This is a genomic window from Paenibacillus sp. FSL H3-0302, from assembly GCF_037982245.1.
In the GTDB taxonomy this organism is placed as follows: domain Bacteria; phylum Bacillota; class Bacilli; order Paenibacillales; family Paenibacillaceae; genus Paenibacillus_AQ; species Paenibacillus_AQ odorifer.
This window is the reverse complement of record NZ_CP150284.1, coordinates 6,601,067-6,621,369: the sequence shown is the minus strand read 5'-3', so window position 1 is coordinate 6,621,369 and position 20,303 is coordinate 6,601,067. Positions and strand designations below refer to the sequence as shown.

The 20,303-nt window shown below is 47.8% G+C and carries 15 protein-coding genes; 12 read left to right on the top strand and 3 right to left on the bottom strand.

What is annotated here, in order from left to right; translation table 11 throughout:
- Nucleotides 1-111: 111 nt before the first annotated feature.
- Both MHH50_RS29420 and mprF read left to right on the top strand, forming a co-directional pair.
- A complete protein-coding gene (locus MHH50_RS29420) occupies nucleotides 112-462 on the top strand; it encodes a FlxA-like family protein (protein WP_076099710.1) in 351 nt (116 codons plus the stop codon).
- Nucleotides 463-829: 367 nt separating this feature from the next.
- Nucleotides 830-3,496: a bifunctional lysylphosphatidylglycerol flippase/synthetase MprF gene (gene mprF, locus MHH50_RS29415; RefSeq protein ID WP_340033784.1), complete on the top strand. Its 2,667-nt coding sequence runs from the start codon at nucleotides 830-832 to the stop codon at nucleotides 3,494-3,496.
- Nucleotides 3,497-3,544: 48 nt separating this feature from the next.
- Here the strand turns inward: mprF and MHH50_RS29410 are convergent, their stop codons facing one another.
- Both MHH50_RS29410 and MHH50_RS29405 read right to left on the bottom strand, forming a co-directional pair.
- Nucleotides 3,545-5,017: an alpha-amylase gene (locus MHH50_RS29410; RefSeq protein ID WP_076191713.1), complete on the bottom strand. Its 1,473-nt coding sequence runs from the start codon at nucleotides 5,015-5,017 to the stop codon at nucleotides 3,545-3,547.
- A gap of 141 nt (nucleotides 5,018-5,158) precedes the next feature.
- Entirely contained in the window at nucleotides 5,159-6,751 is a 1,593-nt protein-coding gene (locus MHH50_RS29405; protein WP_076124039.1) for a histidine kinase N-terminal 7TM domain-containing protein, read from the bottom strand.
- A gap of 280 nt (nucleotides 6,752-7,031) precedes the next feature.
- On the opposite strand from MHH50_RS29405, the gene MHH50_RS29400 reads away from it, so the two are divergent.
- The 6 genes from MHH50_RS29400 (at nucleotide 7,032) to MHH50_RS29375 (ending at nucleotide 13,741) form a co-directional block, all read left to right on the top strand.
- Nucleotides 7,032-7,814 (top strand): ABC transporter ATP-binding protein, encoded by a 783-nt coding sequence (locus MHH50_RS29400; protein ID WP_036682061.1) that lies wholly within the window; start codon nucleotides 7,032-7,034, stop codon nucleotides 7,812-7,814.
- A 2-nt stretch (nucleotides 7,815-7,816) separates the two neighbouring features.
- Nucleotides 7,817-8,629 (top strand): ABC transporter permease, encoded by an 813-nt coding sequence (locus MHH50_RS29395; protein ID WP_076191718.1) that lies wholly within the window; start codon nucleotides 7,817-7,819, stop codon nucleotides 8,627-8,629.
- Entirely contained in the window at nucleotides 8,629-9,546 is a 918-nt protein-coding gene (locus MHH50_RS29390) for an ABC transporter permease (protein ID WP_081383620.1), read from the top strand. The genes MHH50_RS29395 and MHH50_RS29390 overlap by 1 nt, the downstream gene beginning before the upstream one ends.
- Nucleotides 9,547-9,682: 136 nt before the next feature.
- Nucleotides 9,683-10,783 carry an ABC transporter substrate-binding protein gene (locus MHH50_RS29385; RefSeq protein ID WP_076181976.1) on the top strand — a complete coding sequence of 367 codons (1,101 nt, stop codon included), beginning with the start codon at nucleotides 9,683-9,685 and terminating at the stop codon, nucleotides 10,781-10,783.
- Between the two features lie 104 nt (nucleotides 10,784-10,887).
- On the top strand, nucleotides 10,888-12,351 hold the full coding sequence (locus tag MHH50_RS29380) for a CoA-acylating methylmalonate-semialdehyde dehydrogenase (protein WP_340033783.1): 1,464 nt from the start codon (nucleotides 10,888-10,890) through the stop codon (nucleotides 12,349-12,351).
- A 31-nt stretch (nucleotides 12,352-12,382) separates the two neighbouring features.
- Nucleotides 12,383-13,741: an aspartate aminotransferase family protein gene (locus MHH50_RS29375; RefSeq protein WP_248548948.1), complete on the top strand. Its 1,359-nt coding sequence runs from the start codon at nucleotides 12,383-12,385 to the stop codon at nucleotides 13,739-13,741.
- On the opposite strand, the gene MHH50_RS29370 is transcribed toward MHH50_RS29375, so the two are convergent.
- Nucleotides 13,716-15,404: a PucR family transcriptional regulator gene (locus MHH50_RS29370; RefSeq protein ID WP_076181983.1), complete on the bottom strand. Its 1,689-nt coding sequence runs from the start codon at nucleotides 15,402-15,404 to the stop codon at nucleotides 13,716-13,718. The two genes, MHH50_RS29375 and MHH50_RS29370, sit on opposite strands and share 26 nt — an antisense overlap.
- Before the next feature lie 318 nt (nucleotides 15,405-15,722).
- Between MHH50_RS29370 and MHH50_RS29365 the strand changes: the two genes are divergently transcribed.
- From MHH50_RS29365 to MHH50_RS29350, 4 genes are read left to right on the top strand one after another with little or no spacing between them, the layout of a single operon-like run.
- Nucleotides 15,723-17,114: an NAD(P)-dependent oxidoreductase gene (locus MHH50_RS29365; RefSeq protein ID WP_340033782.1), complete on the top strand. Its 1,392-nt coding sequence runs from the start codon at nucleotides 15,723-15,725 to the stop codon at nucleotides 17,112-17,114.
- A 44-nt stretch (nucleotides 17,115-17,158) separates the two neighbouring features.
- Nucleotides 17,159-18,448 carry an NAD-dependent dihydropyrimidine dehydrogenase subunit PreA gene (gene preA / locus MHH50_RS29360; protein ID WP_076099706.1) on the top strand — a complete coding sequence of 430 codons (1,290 nt, stop codon included), beginning with the start codon at nucleotides 17,159-17,161 and terminating at the stop codon, nucleotides 18,446-18,448.
- A 2-nt stretch (nucleotides 18,449-18,450) separates the two neighbouring features.
- Nucleotides 18,451-19,878 carry a dihydropyrimidinase gene (hydA, locus tag MHH50_RS29355; protein WP_076219130.1) on the top strand — a complete coding sequence of 476 codons (1,428 nt, stop codon included), beginning with the start codon at nucleotides 18,451-18,453 and terminating at the stop codon, nucleotides 19,876-19,878.
- Nucleotides 19,878-20,129: a hypothetical protein gene (locus MHH50_RS29350; RefSeq protein WP_340033781.1), complete on the top strand. Its 252-nt coding sequence runs from the start codon at nucleotides 19,878-19,880 to the stop codon at nucleotides 20,127-20,129. Before hydA ends, MHH50_RS29350 begins: the two co-directional genes overlap by 1 nt.
- Nucleotides 20,130-20,303 lie beyond the last annotated feature (174 nt).

The window sequence follows — 20,303 nt, the reverse complement described above, 5'->3', positions numbered from 1 at the left end:
TTATCCTTATAACCTTGAAAGAGAGCAATACTTTCAGCAAACTTTCAGCGGGTTTTAACGTTCCTTATCTGCAAAAGGATTATATTGGAGGTAAGGAAGGGAGGGATGATTATGAGTATATCCGCAGTCTCAGGTTCTACATCGTATACTACCTCAACGTCTAGTACTACAGATACCAGCGCGCTCGAGAAACAAAAAGCGAAGCTGGAAGCCGAATTGGACAAGATTGATGCCAGCTCGGATGACGCGAAGACTAAAGAAACGAAAACGAAACAAATTGAGCAGCAGATCAAGCAGATCGAGGCACAGATTTCCCAGAAGTCGCAGAGCAGTGCTTCCGCAGCAAGCAGTAGTGCAGAAGCACCTGCCAAACCTGCAAACAACGCGCTTGCTGCGGCAAGCCCGCAAGAAATCGCTACCGCAACAACGAATAGCCAAGGCAGATTTGATATTCGTGTATAGACCATACTAAGTCGTGTTACATAACAAAAAGGGCATCCTTTGCCGTGAGGGATGTCCTTTTTGTTATGTATTTTTAAGTTTAGACTACAATTTAAATGTTCTTTTATCACATTGTTGGCCAATACTAGAAAGATACCCCTAAAATAAAGTTCCGTCATATTGATCTGTCCAGCTTCGTAATATATTAACTATGCTTATCCTCATTTCCCAAAAAATCTTTAACTGTTGCAGGGGTTAGGGATTTGCTGGCAGTCTAATAGAGTAGGTGTTGATTATCACGGGTCTTCTATTCCAAGAATTGCTATAATGGACTAGTTGTAAAAATTGTCTAGCACAACGTGTGTCAGCGGTAAAGGCAGGTGGGCTCATGCATTCAAAGCAACAGACATTAGAAAGATTCAAAATTGTAAGACTGATCTTATCTATCTATCGGATCCGGGCGGTCAGAGCTCTTTTTCCAGTGGCTATCATAGCGTTCGTATACTGGGAGGGGCAACATGAGCTGAAGCAGGTTCATTTAGGACTTATAATGCGTGAACTAAGGCGAGTACCTACGTCTGCTATTTTGCAAATGATTGGTTTTGCACTTCTTTCCGTAGCTGTGATGAGTGCTTATGATTATTTGATTCGGGCCCATTTTCGTTTAAAAGTAGGGCTGTGGAGTACCTTTCGGTATGCATGGATTGCTAATACATTTAATAACTTGATTGGGTTTGCAGGTCTGGCTGGAGTTGGTTTAAGGACGCTGCTGTATAAAAAAAGCGGAGTGCCGACCTCCGTACTAACACCCGCCATTGTATTTCTATCGCCGCTTATGATTACCGGGTTATCACTACTTTCATGGGCGAATATCTTTGGTTTACTCCCGGCAACGGCTTTGCTGGAAGAACATCGCTGGCTGGTATTTGCAGTATGGGGTATGGCGCTTTATTTGCCGGTTTTTGTGTTTGTGCAGCGCTCATCGCTTTATGCGAAATGGATTAACCGGGGAAAAGGCAGAACATCCTGGCTTACAGTCGTTAACTCCGTCGGTGCTTCCTTTCTGGAATGGAGCTTTGCTGGCGTGACGTTTTGGACCATCAGCAGCCATCTCTTGGATGAGGTCCATTTTATAGCTATCTTTGGTATATTTACGATTGCTGCTATTGCCGGAATCTTGAGTATGGCACCCGGCGGTATCGGTGCATTTGACCTTATCGCCTTGCTCGGGCTGACACAGCTTGGCTACCAGACCGATAAGGCGATGGCGGTGCTTGTCATCTTTCGATTGTTTTATTATGTCATTCCTTGGTTGATTGGATTGGTGCTGGCTGCACTGGAAATTGGTCTGCAAGGAAAAAAGGATCAAGATCGTTCAGTTCCAGGGTTCGAACCCTCTCTTAACAAATGGCAGAAGATCTGGGGCTGGCCGGGTCAGTATACCTTTCTGAGCGATCTTGGGATGTGGGCTCTTGGTAAGCTGGTACTAGCTAGCGGGCTTATTCTCTTACTATCTGCAGCAGTACCCGGATTGCTGTATAGGTTGAAGATTACGGAGGAAATATTGCCGTTTCCCGTAATGCAGCTTTCTCATCATCTGTCTGTACTTATTGGTTTTATGCTGATTTTATTGTCGCGGGGCATTACATTGCGGGTCCATAGTGCATATGTATGGACTAGCATACTTCTGTTTATTGGATCATTGTTTGCAGTCACTAAGGGTTTTGATTATGAAGAGGCGCTTTTGCTACTTATAGTAGCGCTTATTCTTTGGATATCCAGATCGCGGTTTTATCGGATTAGTGCGCCAATCAGCAGACAGAGCGCGATCCGGTGGTTTGTCCTCACTTCAGTAATTGCACTAAGCTACTATCTGATGGGCTGTTATGTACATCGTGGATTTCTGAAGCATCTGCCTCCGGGTGTACAGCCTGAATGGTTGCAGCGATATAGTCATGTTGCATTTACGGCAGTGGGAGGATTGGTCTTGTCTTGGGTACTGCTCATAATGTGGGTAAACCTCAGGCCCCATCATAAGGAGAACGAGCTGTTCGGGACCTTGGATGTAGCTAAGCTGAAACATTTTCTAGATGGAGTTCAAGGCAATACCTTAACTCATACTTTGTTTTTGGGTGATAAGGGCTTCTTCTGGGCTCAGAACGATAAAGTGCTGCTCGCTTTCGCCAGAGTTAGGGATAAACTCGTTGTGCTGGGTGATCCGCTGGGAGAGAGAAGCTTAATAAGTGAAGCCATCAGTGAATTTAGACAAGCTGCAGATCAGTATGGTCTGGTTGTAGTTTTCTATCAAGCTTCACCTGCTTTTTTATCGGTCTATCAGGAGCAGGGCTATCGCTTTTTTAAGCTGGGTGAAGAGGCAGTGATAAGCCTTGATAACTTTGCACTCAGTGATCTGAAGAATGGTGATCTGCAAAGGGTAAGCGATCGTTTTGAACGGGAAGGCATGATTGTTGAAATTACAGAAGCGCCGCATGCTGATAGTTTGCTGAGAGAACTGCGAACGATTTCGGACGAGTGGTTGAATGGCCGAGCGGAAAAGGGTTATTCGTTAGGGTGGTTTAAGGTCGAGTATCTGCAACGGGCTCCCATTGTGGTGCTGCGGAACACCAAAGGTACAATACTGGCATTTGCTTCTATTGCCCCAGGGTATGATCAAGGATTGACCCTGTCCGTAGATTTGTTGCGCCAGCGGAAGAATGTGCCAAACGGGACGGTAGATTATTTATTGGTTTGTATGCTGGAATGGGCGAAGTCCAAGGGGTATCGGCGATTTAATCTAGGCAACACTCCTCTATCATCCAGTGGGGGTCAGGACCCCGGAGCTCTGAAGGAGGAGAAGCTGGCTCATCAAGTGTTTAATAGAGGTGGGCATGGGCATGGTTACGGTTTTGCCAGATTGCGTCGTTACAAGGAAAAGTTCAATCCAGAGTGGGAGCCGCGTTACTTAGCTTATCCAGCGTCCCTAACATTACCCGTCTTAACGCTGGATCTGGTGAGGCTTGTATCCCGCCATCCGGAGCATAAAACGAATAACTAAAAAAAGGTGCCCAACGCCAAACGGCGTTGGGCACCTTTTTAATCAGGTTTACTTCTTGTCAGCTTCTGCATCTGGCAAAGCCCAGACGGAGACGCTGCCGCCATTGACCGGGAAGGTCGCCCAACCATCTTTTTCAATGGTTATGGTGGCTTTATGGTTATGGGTGAAATCCACCCATGCTTCACCGGCGCGATGTTCTCCTACGAACATTCTCTTCTGGCCATTCTCACCATTACTGATCACAACCGCACAACCGGAGTGTTCAATATCCTCCACGCCGAGCCGTGTCCAGCCAATCGTGTTAGGATGATCGAAATAATCCTTCTGTTCACCATAAGCTTTGTGATAGCGGGTATACAGCAGAGGGTCAATCGCATCTTTTTTACCTGCTACAGGTGTTGGTCCTTCGATCCCATAATAATCCCCGTAAAAGACCACAGGATATCCATCCCGTCGCAGCAGGATAAGCGCGTAAGCACTTTGCTTGAACCAATCATCTACCCAGGATTCCAGGGCTTCGTGAGGCTGAGAATCATGATTGTCAACGAAGGTTACAGCATTGGTGGGATGGGTCTGCACCAGTGTGTCATCAAGAATTTTGGTCAGATCATAGTTTCTGCCCTCCAAAGAAGCTGAATGCAGCTTGTAGTGAAGGGATACATCGAAGAGGTCAATTTTATAATCGACGGTATTCAGAAATTGTCGACAGGACTCTAAGTCGGAATTCCAGAATTCACCGACGATATAGAAATCCTTCTCGCATTTATTAAACATCTCTACCGCGAATTCTTTAACAAACTCATGGTTGATATGTTTGATGGCGTCCAAGCGGAAGCCGCTGCAGTGGAGGGTATCCACCAGCCATTTTCCCCATTGGATCATTTCTTTTTTGACTTCCGGATGGCTGTAATCAATATTAGCGAACATTAGATAATCATAGTTTCCGAACTCGTCGTCAACATTCTGATTCCACGCTTTATTCTCGCCTACTATACGGAATACGCCGGTTCGCTCTTCTTTGGCGTCAAAGTCAGTGCCGTTAAAATGATTGTGATTCCACTTAAAGGCAGAGTGTTCATTCCCGCGGCCAGGGAAGGTGAATTTTGTCCAGCCCTCAATCTCGAAAGGTTTCGAAATTTCTTTCATCCGATCATTGGGGTCGACCTCGATGACTTGGAATACTTCCTTTTCATCCGCGCCAGCCTTATGATTCATCACCAAATCAACGTAAACGGCGATGCCATTCTTTTGACATTCCGAAATTGCGTTGATCAGTGCTTGTTTGGTGCCATATTTGGTGCGTACCGTACCTTTTTGGTCATATTCGCCCAGATCGTATAGATCATACACGCCATAGCCTGTATCGTCAGCGGAGACGGCCTTTGTCACAGGAGGTACCCAAACAGAATCAATGCCTACGGCTTTTAGCGCGGGTGCAGTTTCTTTTAAGCGATCCCAGTGTTTCCCGTCCGCAGCAACATGCCATTCAAAAAACTGCATCATTGTATGGTTCCTCATTATTTCTTACGCCTCCATATCCCATCAAGCAAATTTTACTCTCAACACTCTGATTAGTTTTTCAGATAACTCTTATTAAACTTAAAAACAGACTATGAAAAATAAGGCCAGTTGTTGAATGCGCAGGAAGGGACATGATTGTCATTAAACAGGCTTGAAAAGAATGATTTCTGACCTTTGGGAGAGATGCACAGCGTTGCGTCCATTCCGTTTGGAGCTATACAGAGCATGGTCGGCTTCAGATAGCAGTTCTTCTAGAGTGGCCTCTGGATTTAGGGCCTCCACAACTCCAAAGCTTGCGGTCACATTAATGGGCCCGATGACGGTATATAAGGTGCTTTGTTCAATATCCGCGCGGATAGTTTCGCAGAGCAATGCTGCTTGCTTCAGTGACGTCTCTGGCAGACAGATCACAAATTCCTCACCACCATAACGGCCAAAGAGATCTCCCTCCCGCAGATGTCTGCTGCACACCTGGACAATATGCTGTAGAGCTTGATCTCCATATTGATGCCCATAGCGGTCATTAATGCTCTTGAAGAAGTCCACATCCAGCAAAATCATAGATAATGAGCTTCGCAGGCTGGCAGCCCGGGCAAGCAATGCTTGACTCAGCTCCAAAAAATAGGAGCGGTTATAGATACCCGTTAGGCTGTCCATCGTAGCCAATTGACGCAGCTTCTCCTGAAGCAGTATTCGTTCAGTCACGTCAATCAGCATGATCATCTGTCCTGCTATGTGCCCTTCTTGTTTCTGTACCGGAGAGGAGCGGATTTGATAATAGCAGATCTCCTCTGCTTTGTTCCAAGCCACTTCCCGTTCTTCGCGCAACAGTGGCTCGGCATCCATCACATAGGACAAGGCATCTTTGCCTGCGTTAAGAAACAATTGTGCTAGCGGTTTGCCAATCGATGAGGAGTTGAGCCCCTCTATCATATCCGCGGCTGCACGATTGTAATCGACGAGCATGTCCGAGCGGTCGGTGACAAGCACTCCCTCCCGCATGCTCTCGAACAGATTCTCACGAGCAATAGGTGCAGCCGTTAACATGCCCCGGGATAAAATAGCCCAAATATATAGGGAGGAGGTTAGGCTCATAATGATCGGGACGGGATCCATTCCGTAAGGAGTCAAGCCTATCAGATACAAAAAAGCGCCGAGGGTTGGAAGGCTTAACCCGATTATTATTGTGATGATCTGCCTGCGGTATACCCTTTTCATCCGGTTCCACTGCCATATCATGAGGCAAATGGCTGCCAGCAGACAGCCGAAAGTAAAGCTGCCGTGAACGATATACCAAGGTCCCATCACAACATCAACGAGTGGGGTGGGCGTATTTTCCCGTAAATAAATGGATTTATAGAAGAGATGATGGTAATCATTGGTCCAGACCAGCAGCGTTGTAATGAATGGAATGATAAATAACGCCGCCCGTATGCCTTTTTTAAACAGCGTCTCCAGCCCAACGAAATGGATCACCATGATTAGACTAGCCGGCGCAATAAAGGGCATCCCCAGATATTCTAACTTAATCCAGAAGCTGATTTCCTCCAGAGTTTTCCCCGATAATTCTAATGCGAAACCGAAGGTGTAAATAGCAGAGGTAAAGGAGCTTATAACAAAAGCCCTGATTCCTAAGAAATCAGTTTTTTTATAATAGGCGAAAAGGGCTAGTAAGACACTCAGCACACCTGATATAGCAACAATTACAATATAATTCGAGATTATAGATCCCATGGGTCTATTGTCACCTACCGAGGAAAGATATGGATAAATATTACCACATATCTGCGGATATAAAAAAATACTTCGGGTTTGTGGTGAAAAAAATGTCTCCTAGACAAAATGACGCAATTTAACAGGAGCTATTTTACTAATTGTCTAGTGAGAGTCCAGTGAGCAGCGTGTAACATGTTAGTTAATACTACATGCAATAGAAGTTTTCTTTATTTTATCTAAATAGCGTCAGTTTATATAACATTATAAACATGGCTTATTTTGAAAAGGGGGGCTGAGGATGTCATCACTAGCGACAAATATTCCTGAGATTCAGCTGGAGAATGTTGAAATGCGTTATCGGACAGAAGCTGCGGAAGTGCTTGCCCTGCATCAGGTGAGTCTTGATATTGCAAAAGGGGAGTTCGTCTCCCTGCTCGGACCTTCCGGATGTGGCAAAACGACGCTGCTTAGACTGATGGCCGATCTCATAGCACCAACAGGCGGGAACATTGTGGTAGCTGGGAAAAGTGCCAGAGAAGCCAGGCTGGCGCAAAAATATGGCATTGTTTTTCAAAGTCCAGTGTTATACGACTGGCGAAAAGTGAAGCATAACATCACATTGCCACTGGAGCTGATGGGGGTAAAGAAGTCAATCCGTGAGGAAAAGGCGATGGAGCTTCTTGATCTGGTGGGGCTGCAGAGCTTTGCGGATAAATATCCGTGGCAGCTCAGCGGCGGGATGCAGCAGCGTGTAGCGATTGCCAGAGCGCTATCGATGGAGCCGGAAATTCTGCTCATGGATGAGCCGTTCTCTGCGCTGGATGAATTTACGCGTGAGCGATTGAATGAAGAGTTATTGTCTGTCTGGAGTAAAGTGCAGAACACAATTGTCTTTGTAACTCATAGTATTCCTGAATCTATATTCCTCTCTGACCGGGTGTTTGTCCTTTCCCCGCATCCAGGTCGCTTGTCCGCTGTGGTCGAAATTCCTCTGCCACGTCCGCGAACGGCGGAAATGAGAAATAGCCCAGAGTTTTTCGAACTGATCGCACGTATTCGCGACAGCTTCGAAGGGGTGTAGTGATGAAAGGGGGCAGTATCTTTGTGCGAGGCCGTCTGCTGCCGTTGTTCGTCTGGATTTTTGGCCTGCTGCTAGTCTGGGAAGGGACTTCCTGGATGCTGCTCCATGTGGTGGAGACGCCGTTGGCACAGTCCAAGCTGCCATATGTTCATGAGGTGTTAGCTACCTTATGGCAGTATGGAGACACGCTCTTGAAGGAGGGGGCTGCGACCTTCGGTAATGCTGGTGTTGGCTTCCTGATTGGAGCGGTAGCTGGTGCCTCATTGGCGGTGCTGATGAGCTTGTCGAAGACAATAGAGCAATTAACTTTTCCTTATGCTATTGCCTCGCAGATGATTCCGATTCTGGGGTTGGCACCCATCATCTACGGGATTGTGCGCGATGAGCAGACCTCGCGGATTATTATTTCGGGATATATCACCTTTTTCCCGGTGGCTCTGAACATGCTGCGCGGCTTGCGGAGTGTAGATCCATCAGCGCTCGAATTGATGCATTCTTACGCGGCGAAACCTTGGGCGGTCTATTGGAAACTCAGATTCCCGGCGGCTTTGCCGGGTTTGTTCGGTGGGCTTAAGATAGCTGCCCCACTTGCTGTGACTGGAGCTATTCTGGTGGAGCTTATGGGTGCCCAGCATGGCATTGGTGTAATTATGCTGCGCAATCTCTATTATGGAAGCTCTCACACCTATATGTTCTGGTCTACGGTGATTGTGGGTGCCTTGCTGGGAATCGTAAGCTACTGGTTAATCAGTCTGATAGAACGCCTGGTAACGCCTTGGCAGCCTGAATATCGTCCGAAAGGAGGCAGCCGCTAATGGAAACTAACTCCGTTCGGGAGACCACATTTATAGGCTCTACTGGTAAAGAAATGGCTCAGCCGGCGCTAACGGCTACACCAAAGAATGCTGTAGCCGTTCCGAAACCTGCGGAAGCTACGGCGAGTCGCGGCGGCTCACGAATGCTGAAGAGGATATTTAGCGCAGGGGTACTGCTGCCTGTACTGGCAGGTCTGTTATTTCTTGCACTATGGGAATTTCAATTTTTTCATAAGATCTTTGATCTGAAAAAATATCAACTCCCGCTGCCTACAGCCATCGCCGAAACCATGCGAGATAATTTCAGCTTGTTGCTGTCCTATGCCGGATACACTCTTGCTGAAGCTGTGCTGGGAATGTTGGCTGGTTCTGCTATCGGCTTCCTGATCGCTTTAGTCGCGACAGCTTGGCCGCGCTGGGGGAGTGGAAGCTTGACGCTGGTTGCCGCCCTAAATGCTGTGCCTATCGTCGCCCTCGCGCCCATCATGAATTTGTGGTTTGGAGATGGGATAGGCTCACGAATTGCCATAGTAACAGCAACTACAATGGCAGCGATGGCGATCAACGCCTATAAAGGTATGGCGGCGATTGATCCATTGGCGCTGGATCTGATGCATTCCTATGCGGCAGGTAAACCGGCAGTGTTCCGTTATCTGCGGATTCAGAGCAGTCTGCCCTATGTATTTACAGCACTCAAGATTAATGCTACTGCCAGTATGATTGGCGCCATTGTTGGGGAATTCTTTTTCTCCTCAAAAGGGCTTGGATATCTGCTCTCCAATTCCATTAAAGTTGCCAAAATGCCACTGGGTTGGTCCTGTATTGTGTTGGCTGCAATTGCAGGCGTGCTCTTCTATTTAGTGGTTGAGCGGCTGGAGAAAGTATTCATTAAGTGGCATCCTTCGCAGCGTACTTAATCTTCCCCTCATTACATCCGGCCATAGTGGGAATGGAAAAGAGAAACCGCCCACGGCTGTATGCATAAACGCACCACGATGATTGTCCATACTGTGCTTGTTACAAACTTAAATTACGATAGGGGGAGTTCGATTGATGAACGGGAAAAAACGCAAATTTCGTGGTGGTTTGTTGGCAATCGTGATGATGTTGAGTGTTTCTTTAATGGCGGGTTGCGGTGGCAACAATAATAACTCGGCAGCTGAAGCTACAACTGCCCCTGAAGCTTCAGCAGCTCCTGAAGCAAGTGCTGCTACTGAACCGGCTGCTGATCCAGTTACAGTGAAGCTACAGCTGAAATGGGTGCCGCAGGCGCAATTCGCTGGGTATTTTGTGGCGCAGGATAAAGGATATTACAAGGAAGAAGGCTTGGATGTAGAAATTCTGCCGGGTGGGCCTGATATCGTTCCGGAACAGCAAGTGGCAGGTGGCTCCGCAGATATCGGTGTGGGTTGGGTAGCCAGCTTGCTGCCGAGTCTTGAAGAGGGAATGCCGCTGGTGCAGATCGCGCAAATCTATCAAAAGAGCGGATTGGTCCTGGTCTCCAAAAAAACTGCTGGCATTAATTCAGCCGCTGATCTTAAGGGTAAAAAAGTCGGCAACTGGATGGGTGGCAACGAATTTGAACTATTAGCGTTATTCGATAAATATAAGTTCGATCCGAATAAGGATCTAAGCTTTACGAAGCAAGGGTTCACGATGGATCAGTTCTTGGGCGATCAGATCGATGCGGCCTCAGCGATGACTTATAACGAGTACCAAGTGGTGTTGGAGTCAGGCATTAAGGCTGAGGATCTGAATGTCATTGACATGAATACAGAAGGCGTTGCAATGCTTGAGGATAACTTGTTCGCGAATAAGGAATGGCTTGCGGAGAACAAAGAGACTGCGGCAAAGTTTGTGCGTGCCTCCCTGAAGGGCTGGAAAGATGCAATTGCTGATCCTGCAGCTGCCGTGGACAGTGTGATGAAACAAGCGGAAGACGGCAGTACGACGAAGGAACATCAGCTGACAATGATGACTGAGGTTGCCAAGCTGATTCTGCCTGAAGGCTTTGACAGTGCCAAGATGGGATATACCGATGCGGCGGCGTTCCAGCAAACCGCTGATATTTCGCTTAAATTTGGTGTCATTAAAGAACCGGTTAAGGTAGATGAGGCTTATACGAACGAAATCGTAGAAATGGCGGCAAAATAACTAACTGAGCTTAATGTTATAGTGGATGGCCGCCTGATCTGGCGGTCATCTATTATAATCAGCAGTCCATCAGTGCAACTGAAACAGAGAAAGGGGTGCGAGCTATGTCTCTCCTAGTAACGCAGGCTGAAAGAGTTAAGAATTATGTGAATGGAGCTTGGGTAGAATCGTCGTCCGGGCGAGATGAAGAGGTTTATAATCCGGCGACGGGTGAAGTGATTGCTTATGTGCCCATTTCTAGTAAGGAAGAGCTGGGTGCGGCGGTAGAAGCGGCTGCGGTGGCATTTCAAGCGTGGAAAAGGGTCGCTGTGCCACGTCGTGCCCGCTATTTTTTTCAATATCAACAGCTGCTGGTAAAGCATTGGCATGAGCTGGCCGAGCTGATTACGCTGGAGAATGGCAAAAGTCTGGAAGAGGCGCAAGGTGAGGTGCAGCGTGGAATTGAGTGTGTGGAATTTGCCGCAGGCATCCCCACGTTGATGATGGGCAGCCAGCTTCCGGACATTGCTACCGGAATTGAATCCGGGATGTACCGTTATCCATTGGGGGTTATCGGGGGGATTGCCCCGTTTAATTTTCCGATGATGGTTCCTTGTTGGATGTTTCCGCTTGCCATCGCTTGTGGAAATACCTTTGTGCTGAAGCCTTCTGAACGGACGCCGCTGCTGGTTAATCGATTGGCAGAGTTATTTGCCGAAGCGGGCTTTCCTTCAGGTGTACTGAATGTGATACATGGGGCGCACGAGGTTGTGAATGGGATGCTGGAGCATGATGAAGTGAAGGCGATTTCGTTCGTCGGTTCGCAGCCGGTTGCGGAATATGTATATAAGACAGGGACAGCGCAGGGAAAACGGGTGCAGGCGCTAGCTGGAGCCAAGAATCACTCGATTGTGCTGCCTGATGCGGAGCTGGACAATGCGGTCAAAAATATCATTGCGGCTTCCTTTGGCTCGGCAGGTGAGCGGTGTATGGCTTGCTCGGTCGTAGTGGTTCATGAGGATATCGCTGACGAGCTAGTGAACCGTCTGGCTGCGGCTGCGGATGAGCTTAAAATTGGTAATGGCGCGGATGATGGGGTGTTTTTGGGTCCGGTAATTCGTCAGTCGAACAAGGAGCGGACTCTTTATTACATTGAGACTGGTGAAGCTGAGGCAGCCAAGCTTGTGAGAGATGGGCGGAAGGATGCTGCTACAGGTGGTGCGGGTTATTTTATCGGGCCGACGATATTTGATCATGTACAGCCGGGAATGACTATCTGGAAGGATGAAATTTTTGCGCCGGTATTGTCTGTGATTCGTGTGAAAAGTCTGAGTGAAGCGATTGCGGTAACGAATCAATCCCCATTCGCGAATGGGGCGTGTATTTATACAGATAGCGCAAAGGCGATCCGTGAATTTCGGGAAGAAATTGATGCAGGGATGTTGGGTGTGAATCTGGGTGTGCCTGCCCCCATGGCATTTTTCCCCTTCTCGGGTTATAAGAAATCGTTCTATGGAGACCTGCATGCCAATGGGCGTGATGGGGTGGAGTTCTATACGCGTAAAAAGATGATCACTGCCCGTTATTAGAGAAAATGAGCTGCTGAGAGGAGAAAATGTTATGCAGAGTCTGGGAAATGATAGTGAGCTTGCGGTGAAGAAGGATCAGAAATATTTATGGCACAACATTACACCTTATAGTGAAAAGAATCCGCCTATGATTGCCGCCTCGGCAAGTGGGTCGTGGATTACGGATATACAGGGCAATCAATTTTTGGATGGGATGTCTGGCTTGTGGTGTGTAAATGTGGGATACGGGCGCAAGGAGCTGGCGGAAGCTGCTTACAATCAATTGCTGGCCCTGCCATATTTTCCTCTGACACAAAGTCATCTCCCGGCGATTGCGCTGGCGGAGAAGCTGAATGAGTGGCTCGGAGACGATTATGTGATCTTTTTTTCCAATAGTGGATCGGAAGCCAATGAGGCTGCTTTCAAAATGGCCCGCCAGTACCAGCAGCAAATCGGCCAGCATTATCGCCATAAATTCATTGCCCGTTATCGTGGGTACCATGGCAGTTCACTTGGGGCATTATCTGCAACGGGCCAGGCCCAGCGCAAATATAAATATGAACCGTTGGCAGGTGGTTTTCTGCATGTAGCTCCCCCGGACAGCTATCGCCGCCCGGCTGGGATGACTGTGGAAGAATTCAATCTCCAGTGTGCACAGTCCATAGAGGATATGATCATCTGGGAAGGCGTGGAGACGGTAGCTGCGGTGATTATGGAGCCTGTAATTACGGGTGGTGGCGTCATTGTACCGCATCAGGTTTATTTGGATCGGGTGCAGGAAATCTGCCGTAAGCACGGTGTGTTGCTCATTATGGATGAGGTGATTTGTGGATTCGGACGTTCTGGACGTAAGTTTGGTCATCACAACTTTAATGTGAAGCCTGACATCGTAACGATGGCTAAGGGACTGACTAGCGCTTATCTTCCTCTATCTGCCACTGCTGTTCGTAAGGATATCTATGAGGTATTTAAGGACAATAGCGATGACTATGGGCATTTTCGCCATGTGAATACTTTTGGTGGTAACCCTGCTTCCTGTGCGCTGGCGCTGCGTAATCTGGAAATTATCGAGCAGGAGAAGCTGGTGGAACGTGCGGATCTTTTAGGTAAAAGAATAAATACAGAATTTACTGAGCTGCTTGATCACAAGCTTGTAGGTGATGTCCGCAGCTTTGGTTTGGTGACAGGGATTGAGCTGGTTGAAGACAAGGTCAGTAAGAAACCGGTTGATCTGAATATTGTGAAGGGGATTATTGCCGAATGTAAGTCCAAGGGGCTTATCATCGGTAAAAATGGCGATACCGTAGCTGGGTTCAACAACGTGCTTACCTTCGCCCCGCCGTTATCCTCCACGGATGAAGATATAGAATTTATTATCGATACCTTTAAATCTGTGCTGAACGGGGGCTAGGTAAAGTGATTTTGTCTGGATATAGAAATTGGTAAGCGCGCAGGGCGACTTGAATGGAGATCCGATTCTCTGGCTGCATGAAGTCTTCACCCAGTAGCTCTGTTATTTTGTCCAGGCGATAATAAAGGGACTGTCTGACAATGAATAAGTTTCGAGCGGCAATTTGTTTGGAACCATCATGATCCAGATAAACACGAAGGGTAAGCAGCAGCTCGCTGCCTTTGGTTTGGTCATGGTCGATTAGCGGGCCGAGATAACTGCGAATGAAGTTCTGCAACGTTTTTCCGTCGTTTAAGCTCAACAGCAGCTGGAATACACCGAGCTCTTCATAGAAGAGTAGTGACTTCTGGTAACAGGAGTATAACGACAATGCCTGTAGGGCTTCCTGATAACCGGAATAGGCTCGTTTTAGGCGCTTATGCGATTTGCTGACTCCAATGACGAGCTGCAAATCCTTGAGCTTCTCATCGGAGCGGATGTTCTGCAGGGCTTCAAGTGCTTGTTGAAGTCGCATTTTTCCAGGCATTTTCGATTGGATGTCAAGGGCGATGACGGTGAGGCGATTGTTCTTAAGGGTGATCAGTGGACGTAAAGAATATTTCTCAAAGATGGAACGCAGGATGAGCGAGAGGTGGAAGGTGATGGACTCCCATTCGTTCTCTGAGCTGTTCCATTTTACATCTCTGGGGTTCTTGATCTCTATAAGGCATACACGGTAAGGGAGCTCGTTGACTACGTTGAAATTAGAGCCGATCAGGCCCTTTAAGCGGTTATCATCTTCGATGCGGCCATTGATCAGCTCGTCGACCCATAGATTTTCTGAAAAAAGCTTACGCTCCTCCATATACCGCGTCCGCAGCAGCTCTTGTGCAATGGACAAAGAGGCGGAATCCAGCAGCAGACAGTCGAACTCCTGTGGTTTGTGATTGCATACCATCAGAATGTAAGCCCAGGTCTGATCCAGCGCACCTACAGGCTTGAGCGCGATGGTCTTCTGTCCATATTCCCGGATATAGGGGGCAACGTCAGGTTGAATTCCTTCCAGCTCGTCGCCGAAGGCGGTGAAAAAATTCAGCAATGGAGCCTGCTCTTCCGGCGGAAGTGCCGGAAAAAATAAGGGTTTGCCTTGCAGCTGCATATAGACAATTTGTGTGCGGGTACTTTTGCACAATAATTGCAGCACTTTCAGCGTTCCTTGTGAAGTTAAGGTCAGGCGGTGGAATTCACGTGAGATTTTTTCAAGTTCTTGGAGCATCCGGTGATGCCGGTTAATGATAATCGAGTGAAGATCCAACGTGATATCTACGAAACGAACCGTGCGGGTGAAGATGATTAGCGGAAAGTCATGCCTGTCGGCTAAGTCGATCATCTCTTGCGGGATGGTGCTGAAATACGTACCTAACTCAATACATAGGCAAGCTGCATTTTTGTCGATCAGGTTCTGCATAAACTCCAAGGAGGAAGGGAGATCGACACTTGCACCAATCCCCGTAGTCAAAATCATTTCTTCGCCATGAATCAGAGTCTCGAAGTTGGCACTTTCCAGTACATGCACCCAGCGAATGGCACGGCTTAGGCCGCTTTTCCCACCGATCACCTCGGCTTCTGCGAATAGTGGTCTTTTTAAAGCGTCACGAATGGTTAATACAAGCTCCCAGTCCATAGTTACTCCCCCTCGATCTTCTGCGCTCTGGCCTTCGGCTAACGCCCTGTTATTCTCAGCCTATTCTCACACGTAAAAAATACAGTTTTGAAATTAGACAAAGTGTCTAATGCAACGAAAATTCGAAATGACTATAGTTTGATTAACGGATGTCAGTATATATAACCTAATCAGGAAGAACGTTGAGAGATAATTTCTGCTAATGCTTATATTACTACAATAAATTAAAGATGTAAGCAAAATATTCAGACAAAACTTGAAATAATGTTATATTATATAACACAAATATGAAAAATTACCCATAAGGAGGGACTAGTGATGGAGCATTCATTTCCGTTAACAGCATTTACACCTGATATGTTCATGCGCAATTTCGCCGAGGCTGAGCCGCCTCTGACCCATAAGGGTGCCCTGGATGAGTCCAATCGCTGTCTATATTGCTACGATGCCCCCTGTATAAAAGCGTGTCCGACCAGCATTAATATTCCCTCCTTTATCAAACGGATCGCTACTGACAATTTGAAAGGCTCGGCACAGACGATTATGGATTCCAATCCTGTGGGTGCCAGTTGTGCTCGTGTTTGTCCTACAGATGAGCTGTGTGAAGGAGCCTGTGTGTTAAATGATGCCTCGGCGCCGATCCAAATCGGACTGCTGCAGCGTTATGCGACAGATTGGGCGATGAACATCGGAGTTCAATTATTTAAGGCTGGCACCCCTAATGGGAAAAAGGTAGCCGTAATTGGTGGTGGTCCTGCGGGATTGTCTGCGGCTAGGGAGCTCGCCCGTGAAGGTTTTGCTGTTGTGATCTACGAAGCAAAGGCGTTAGCGGGAGGGCTGGATACACATGGGATTGTATCGTTTCGGCTCCCGCAGTCTGTATCTCTTTGGGAAGTAGAGCAGGTAGAGAAGCTGGGTGTGGAAATACGTACAGGTGTAAAAGTCGGAGTGGATGTTTCTGTAGATGAGCTGAAGTCGAATTATGATGCTATCGTTTTGGCAGCGGGTATGGGATATGTGCCTCCAATAGGGATTGAAGGTGAAAAAATGGCTGGAGTTTATGACGCTATTGCGCTTGTAGAATCTACTAAGACGGGCATTCCTCTGCTAGAGCTGATGGGTCAGCGGGTCGCTGTCATTGGGGCAGGGAATACGGCTATTGATGCAGCGACTTGCTCAGTGCGGCTGGGAGCCACCAATGTGAAAATGGTCTACCGCCGGACCCGCGAAGAGATGACGGCATATGACTTTGAATATGAATTCGCGAAGCAGGAAGGTGTGGAGTTCAGCTGGCTTACCTTACCGAAACGTATCGTGGGTGATGAGCTTGGGAATGTAACCGCACTGGAATGTGTGCAGATGAAGCTGACGGAGGAGCTGGGCAAAGATGGGCGTCCAATACCTATGCCGATCGAGGGTTCTGAGTTCTTGATTCCTGTTGATGCGGTTGTAATAGCTATTGGTCAAAAGCGTCGTCTGGATCTAATAGATTCCTTAGGTCTTATGCATGACCGTGGGGTTGTTAAGGTGGATGAGGTCACCTGCCAAACCTCCGATCCGCAGATTTATGCCGCTGGGGACATTATTTTTGGTTCAGGTAAGGGTGAGGCCATGGTTGTGTCAGCGGCACAGCAGGGAAAAGATGCAGCCCATGCGATTGTTAAACAATTCTCAGGCCAGCAGGAGGTCGTTGTTAGATCAGCGGGCTGAGCGTAGAAATCAAATTGGATTTTACATGACAGGGAGGGAACATCATGGCAGATTTAAGTATTAATCTCGCAGGAATCAAATCACCGAATCCGTTCTGGCTGGCCTCCGCGCCGCCTACGAATACAGGTTATCAAGTGCAGCGGGCCTTTGAAGCAGGTTGGGGCGGTGCGGTGTGGAAGACGCTCGGCGATCCGATCATTAATACCTCATCGCGTTTTGCGGCAGTAAATTTCAATGGGCAACGGGTTGCGGGCTTTAACAATATTGAACTGATCACCGACCGTCCGCTTGAAGTTAATCTGAAGGAAATCTATGAAACGAAAAAAAGATTCCCTAATCATGCGATTATAGCCTCCCTGATGGTAGAACCAACGCAGCATAAATGGCATGAGATTGTTAAGCGGGTAGAGGATGTGGGTGTAGACGGCCTGGAACTTAATTTTGGTTGTCCGCACGGGATGGCTGAGCGTGGAATGGGTGCTGCTTCGGGGCAGCAGCCTGATCTGGTGCAGGCACAGACCACCTGGGTAAAAGAAGTTGCAACGACCCCGGTGATTGTGAAGCTGACGCCTAATATTACGGATATCACCGTCGTTGCCCGCCATGCGGTTAAGGGTGGAGCAGACGCGATTAGTATGATCAACACGATCAACAGTCTTGCTGGTGTAGATATTCATAGCTGGAACACAATTCCGAATGTTGGGGGTCAGGGTGCACATGGCGGTTACTGCGGGCCGGCTGTGAAACCAATTGCGCTTAGTATGGTGGCCGAGTGTGCCCGTGACCGGGGAGTAGGCATTCCTATCTCCGGTATTGGAGGGATTTCGACCTGGCAGGATGTTGTTGAATTCATGCTGATGGGTGCTACGGGCATTCAAGTATGTACAGCGGTCATGCATCATGGCTTCCGGATTGTGGAGGAAATGATCGATGGACTGAACAACTATTTGGATGACAAAGGTTTGGCTTCCGTAACAGAGTTAATCGGTAAATCGGTATCCCGTTACTCCAACTGGGGTGATCTGGATCTCAACTATAAGGTTGTTGCCCGTATTAATGAGAACAACTGCATCAACTGTAATAAATGCCATATTGCCTGCGAAGATGCTTCACATCAGTGTATTGATATGTTAACTAATGCAGATGGGAAAGCTATTCTACAGGTCCGCGAGGAAGATTGTGTAGGTTGTAATCTTTGTTCTATTGTCTGTCCAGCAGACGGCGCGATCGATATGGTTCCAGTGGATACCGGGGCAGCTCCACTGACCTGGAATCAGCGGCAGAAAGTGATCGGCAGTTTGAATGGCACCTATTCGGAAGTGGAGGTGGTTTAAGGATGAAAAAGATTATTAAAAATGGCATCATCGTTACCGCAGCAGATACTTATACAGGCGATGTGGCGATTGAAAACGGGGTTATTACGGAGATTGGCCTTCATTTGGATGTCCCTGGTGCGGAAATTATAGATGCCTCGGGGTGTTATGTTTTTCCTGGAGGCATTGATCCTCATACCCATCTGGATATGCCTTTTGGCGGCACGGTTACAGCTGATGATTTTGAGACGGGAACTATTGCGGCTGCATATGGCGGAACGACCACAGTCATTGATTTTTGCTTAACCACCAAAGGACAACCGCTACAGCAAGCCGTAGATACATGGCATCATAAGTCGCAGGATAAAGCGGTGATTGATTACAGCTTCCACCTTATGGTCTCAGAATTAAACGATAAAGTACTGGGTGAGCTTCCGGAGATAATTGAGAATGAAGGCATTACCTCGCTCAAAGTATTTATGGCTTATAAGAATACTTTTCAGGCGGATGACGGCACACTTTTTAAGACCCTTCAAGCTGCGAAAAAAGAAGGTGCACTCGTTATGGTGCATGCGGAAAATGGAGATGTCATTGAATATCTTGTTGAGCAGGCCTTGGCCGCAGGCAACACTGATCCGATCTTTCATGCGCTGACCCGCCCGCCGGAGCTGGAGGGTGAAGCTACGGGACGCGCAGCTTATCTAACCGAACTAACAGATTCTCAGCTGTATGTTGTACACGTGACCTGTGCGGAAGCCGCTTGGAAGATTGCTGAAGCGCGTAAAAAGGGACTGCGCGTTTACGGCGAGACTTGTCCACAGTATTTAGTACTGGATCAGACAGCGCTGGAAAAGCCTAATTTCGAAGGTGCTAAATACGTGTGGTCTCCGCCCCTGCGTGAGCAGTGGAATCAGGATGTTTTGTGGGATGCGTTATGGAGCGGCAGCTTGCAGACGATTGGCTCTGACCAGTGCTCGTTTGATTTCAAAGGACAAAAGGATCTGGGGCTGGGCGATTTCTCCAAAATCCCGAACGGTGGGCCGACCATTGAGGACCGGTTTACAATTCTATATTCGGAAGGTGTGCAGAAAGGCCGGATCTCATTGAACAAATTCGTAGACATTATTGCTACCTCTAGCGCCAAGCTGTTTGGATTGTATCCGCAAAAAGGCACGGTCGCAGTAGGTAGTGACGCTGACCTGGTCATTTTTGATCCTTCTGTAGAAAGAACCCTTTCTGCGGATACGCACCATATGAACGTAGATTATAATGCGTTTGAGGGCTTTGAAGTGAAGGGAGAGCCTGTTTCTGTTCTCAGTCGAGGCGAATTTGTTATTCGTGACAAACAATTTGTCGGCAAAGCAGGTTCGGGAAAATATTTGAAACGCAAACGTTTTGCAGCGGAGGCTCCTCTTCCTTCTAAGGCAGAAATCAGCGGAGGTGTTGTCTAGTGTCTGTTTTTGCGGAATATGCCAAAGAACAGCAGGAGATTGATGGGCTGCTTTTTAAAGGATATACGATTGCCGGCATCCAAGAGGGTTTGGACGGTGCCCGAATAAAGTTTGTCAGAGGGGAGCCGGCTAAAAGCTCGGTAGAGCTGTTACTACTCACAGCGGATGCCCGTAAGTACGTGACAACCCTTGTGGTTGCGGGGCTGAGGGCGGAAGGTGAGCAGGCGGGTTGTTACAGTGGAGAGGTTTGAGGGAAATGGAATTGAAAGCTGAGTAGTGAGCCTGCGCAGGATAGGGGGCCTACTGCTCGGCTTTTTATTGTGCTCCTGAAAGGGGGCGAGGAAATAAATTCTCTGAAAATAGCCGATTATCATCGCGGCATACACTTTTGGGGAAAACCTCCCTAAAAATTACTGAAATACGCC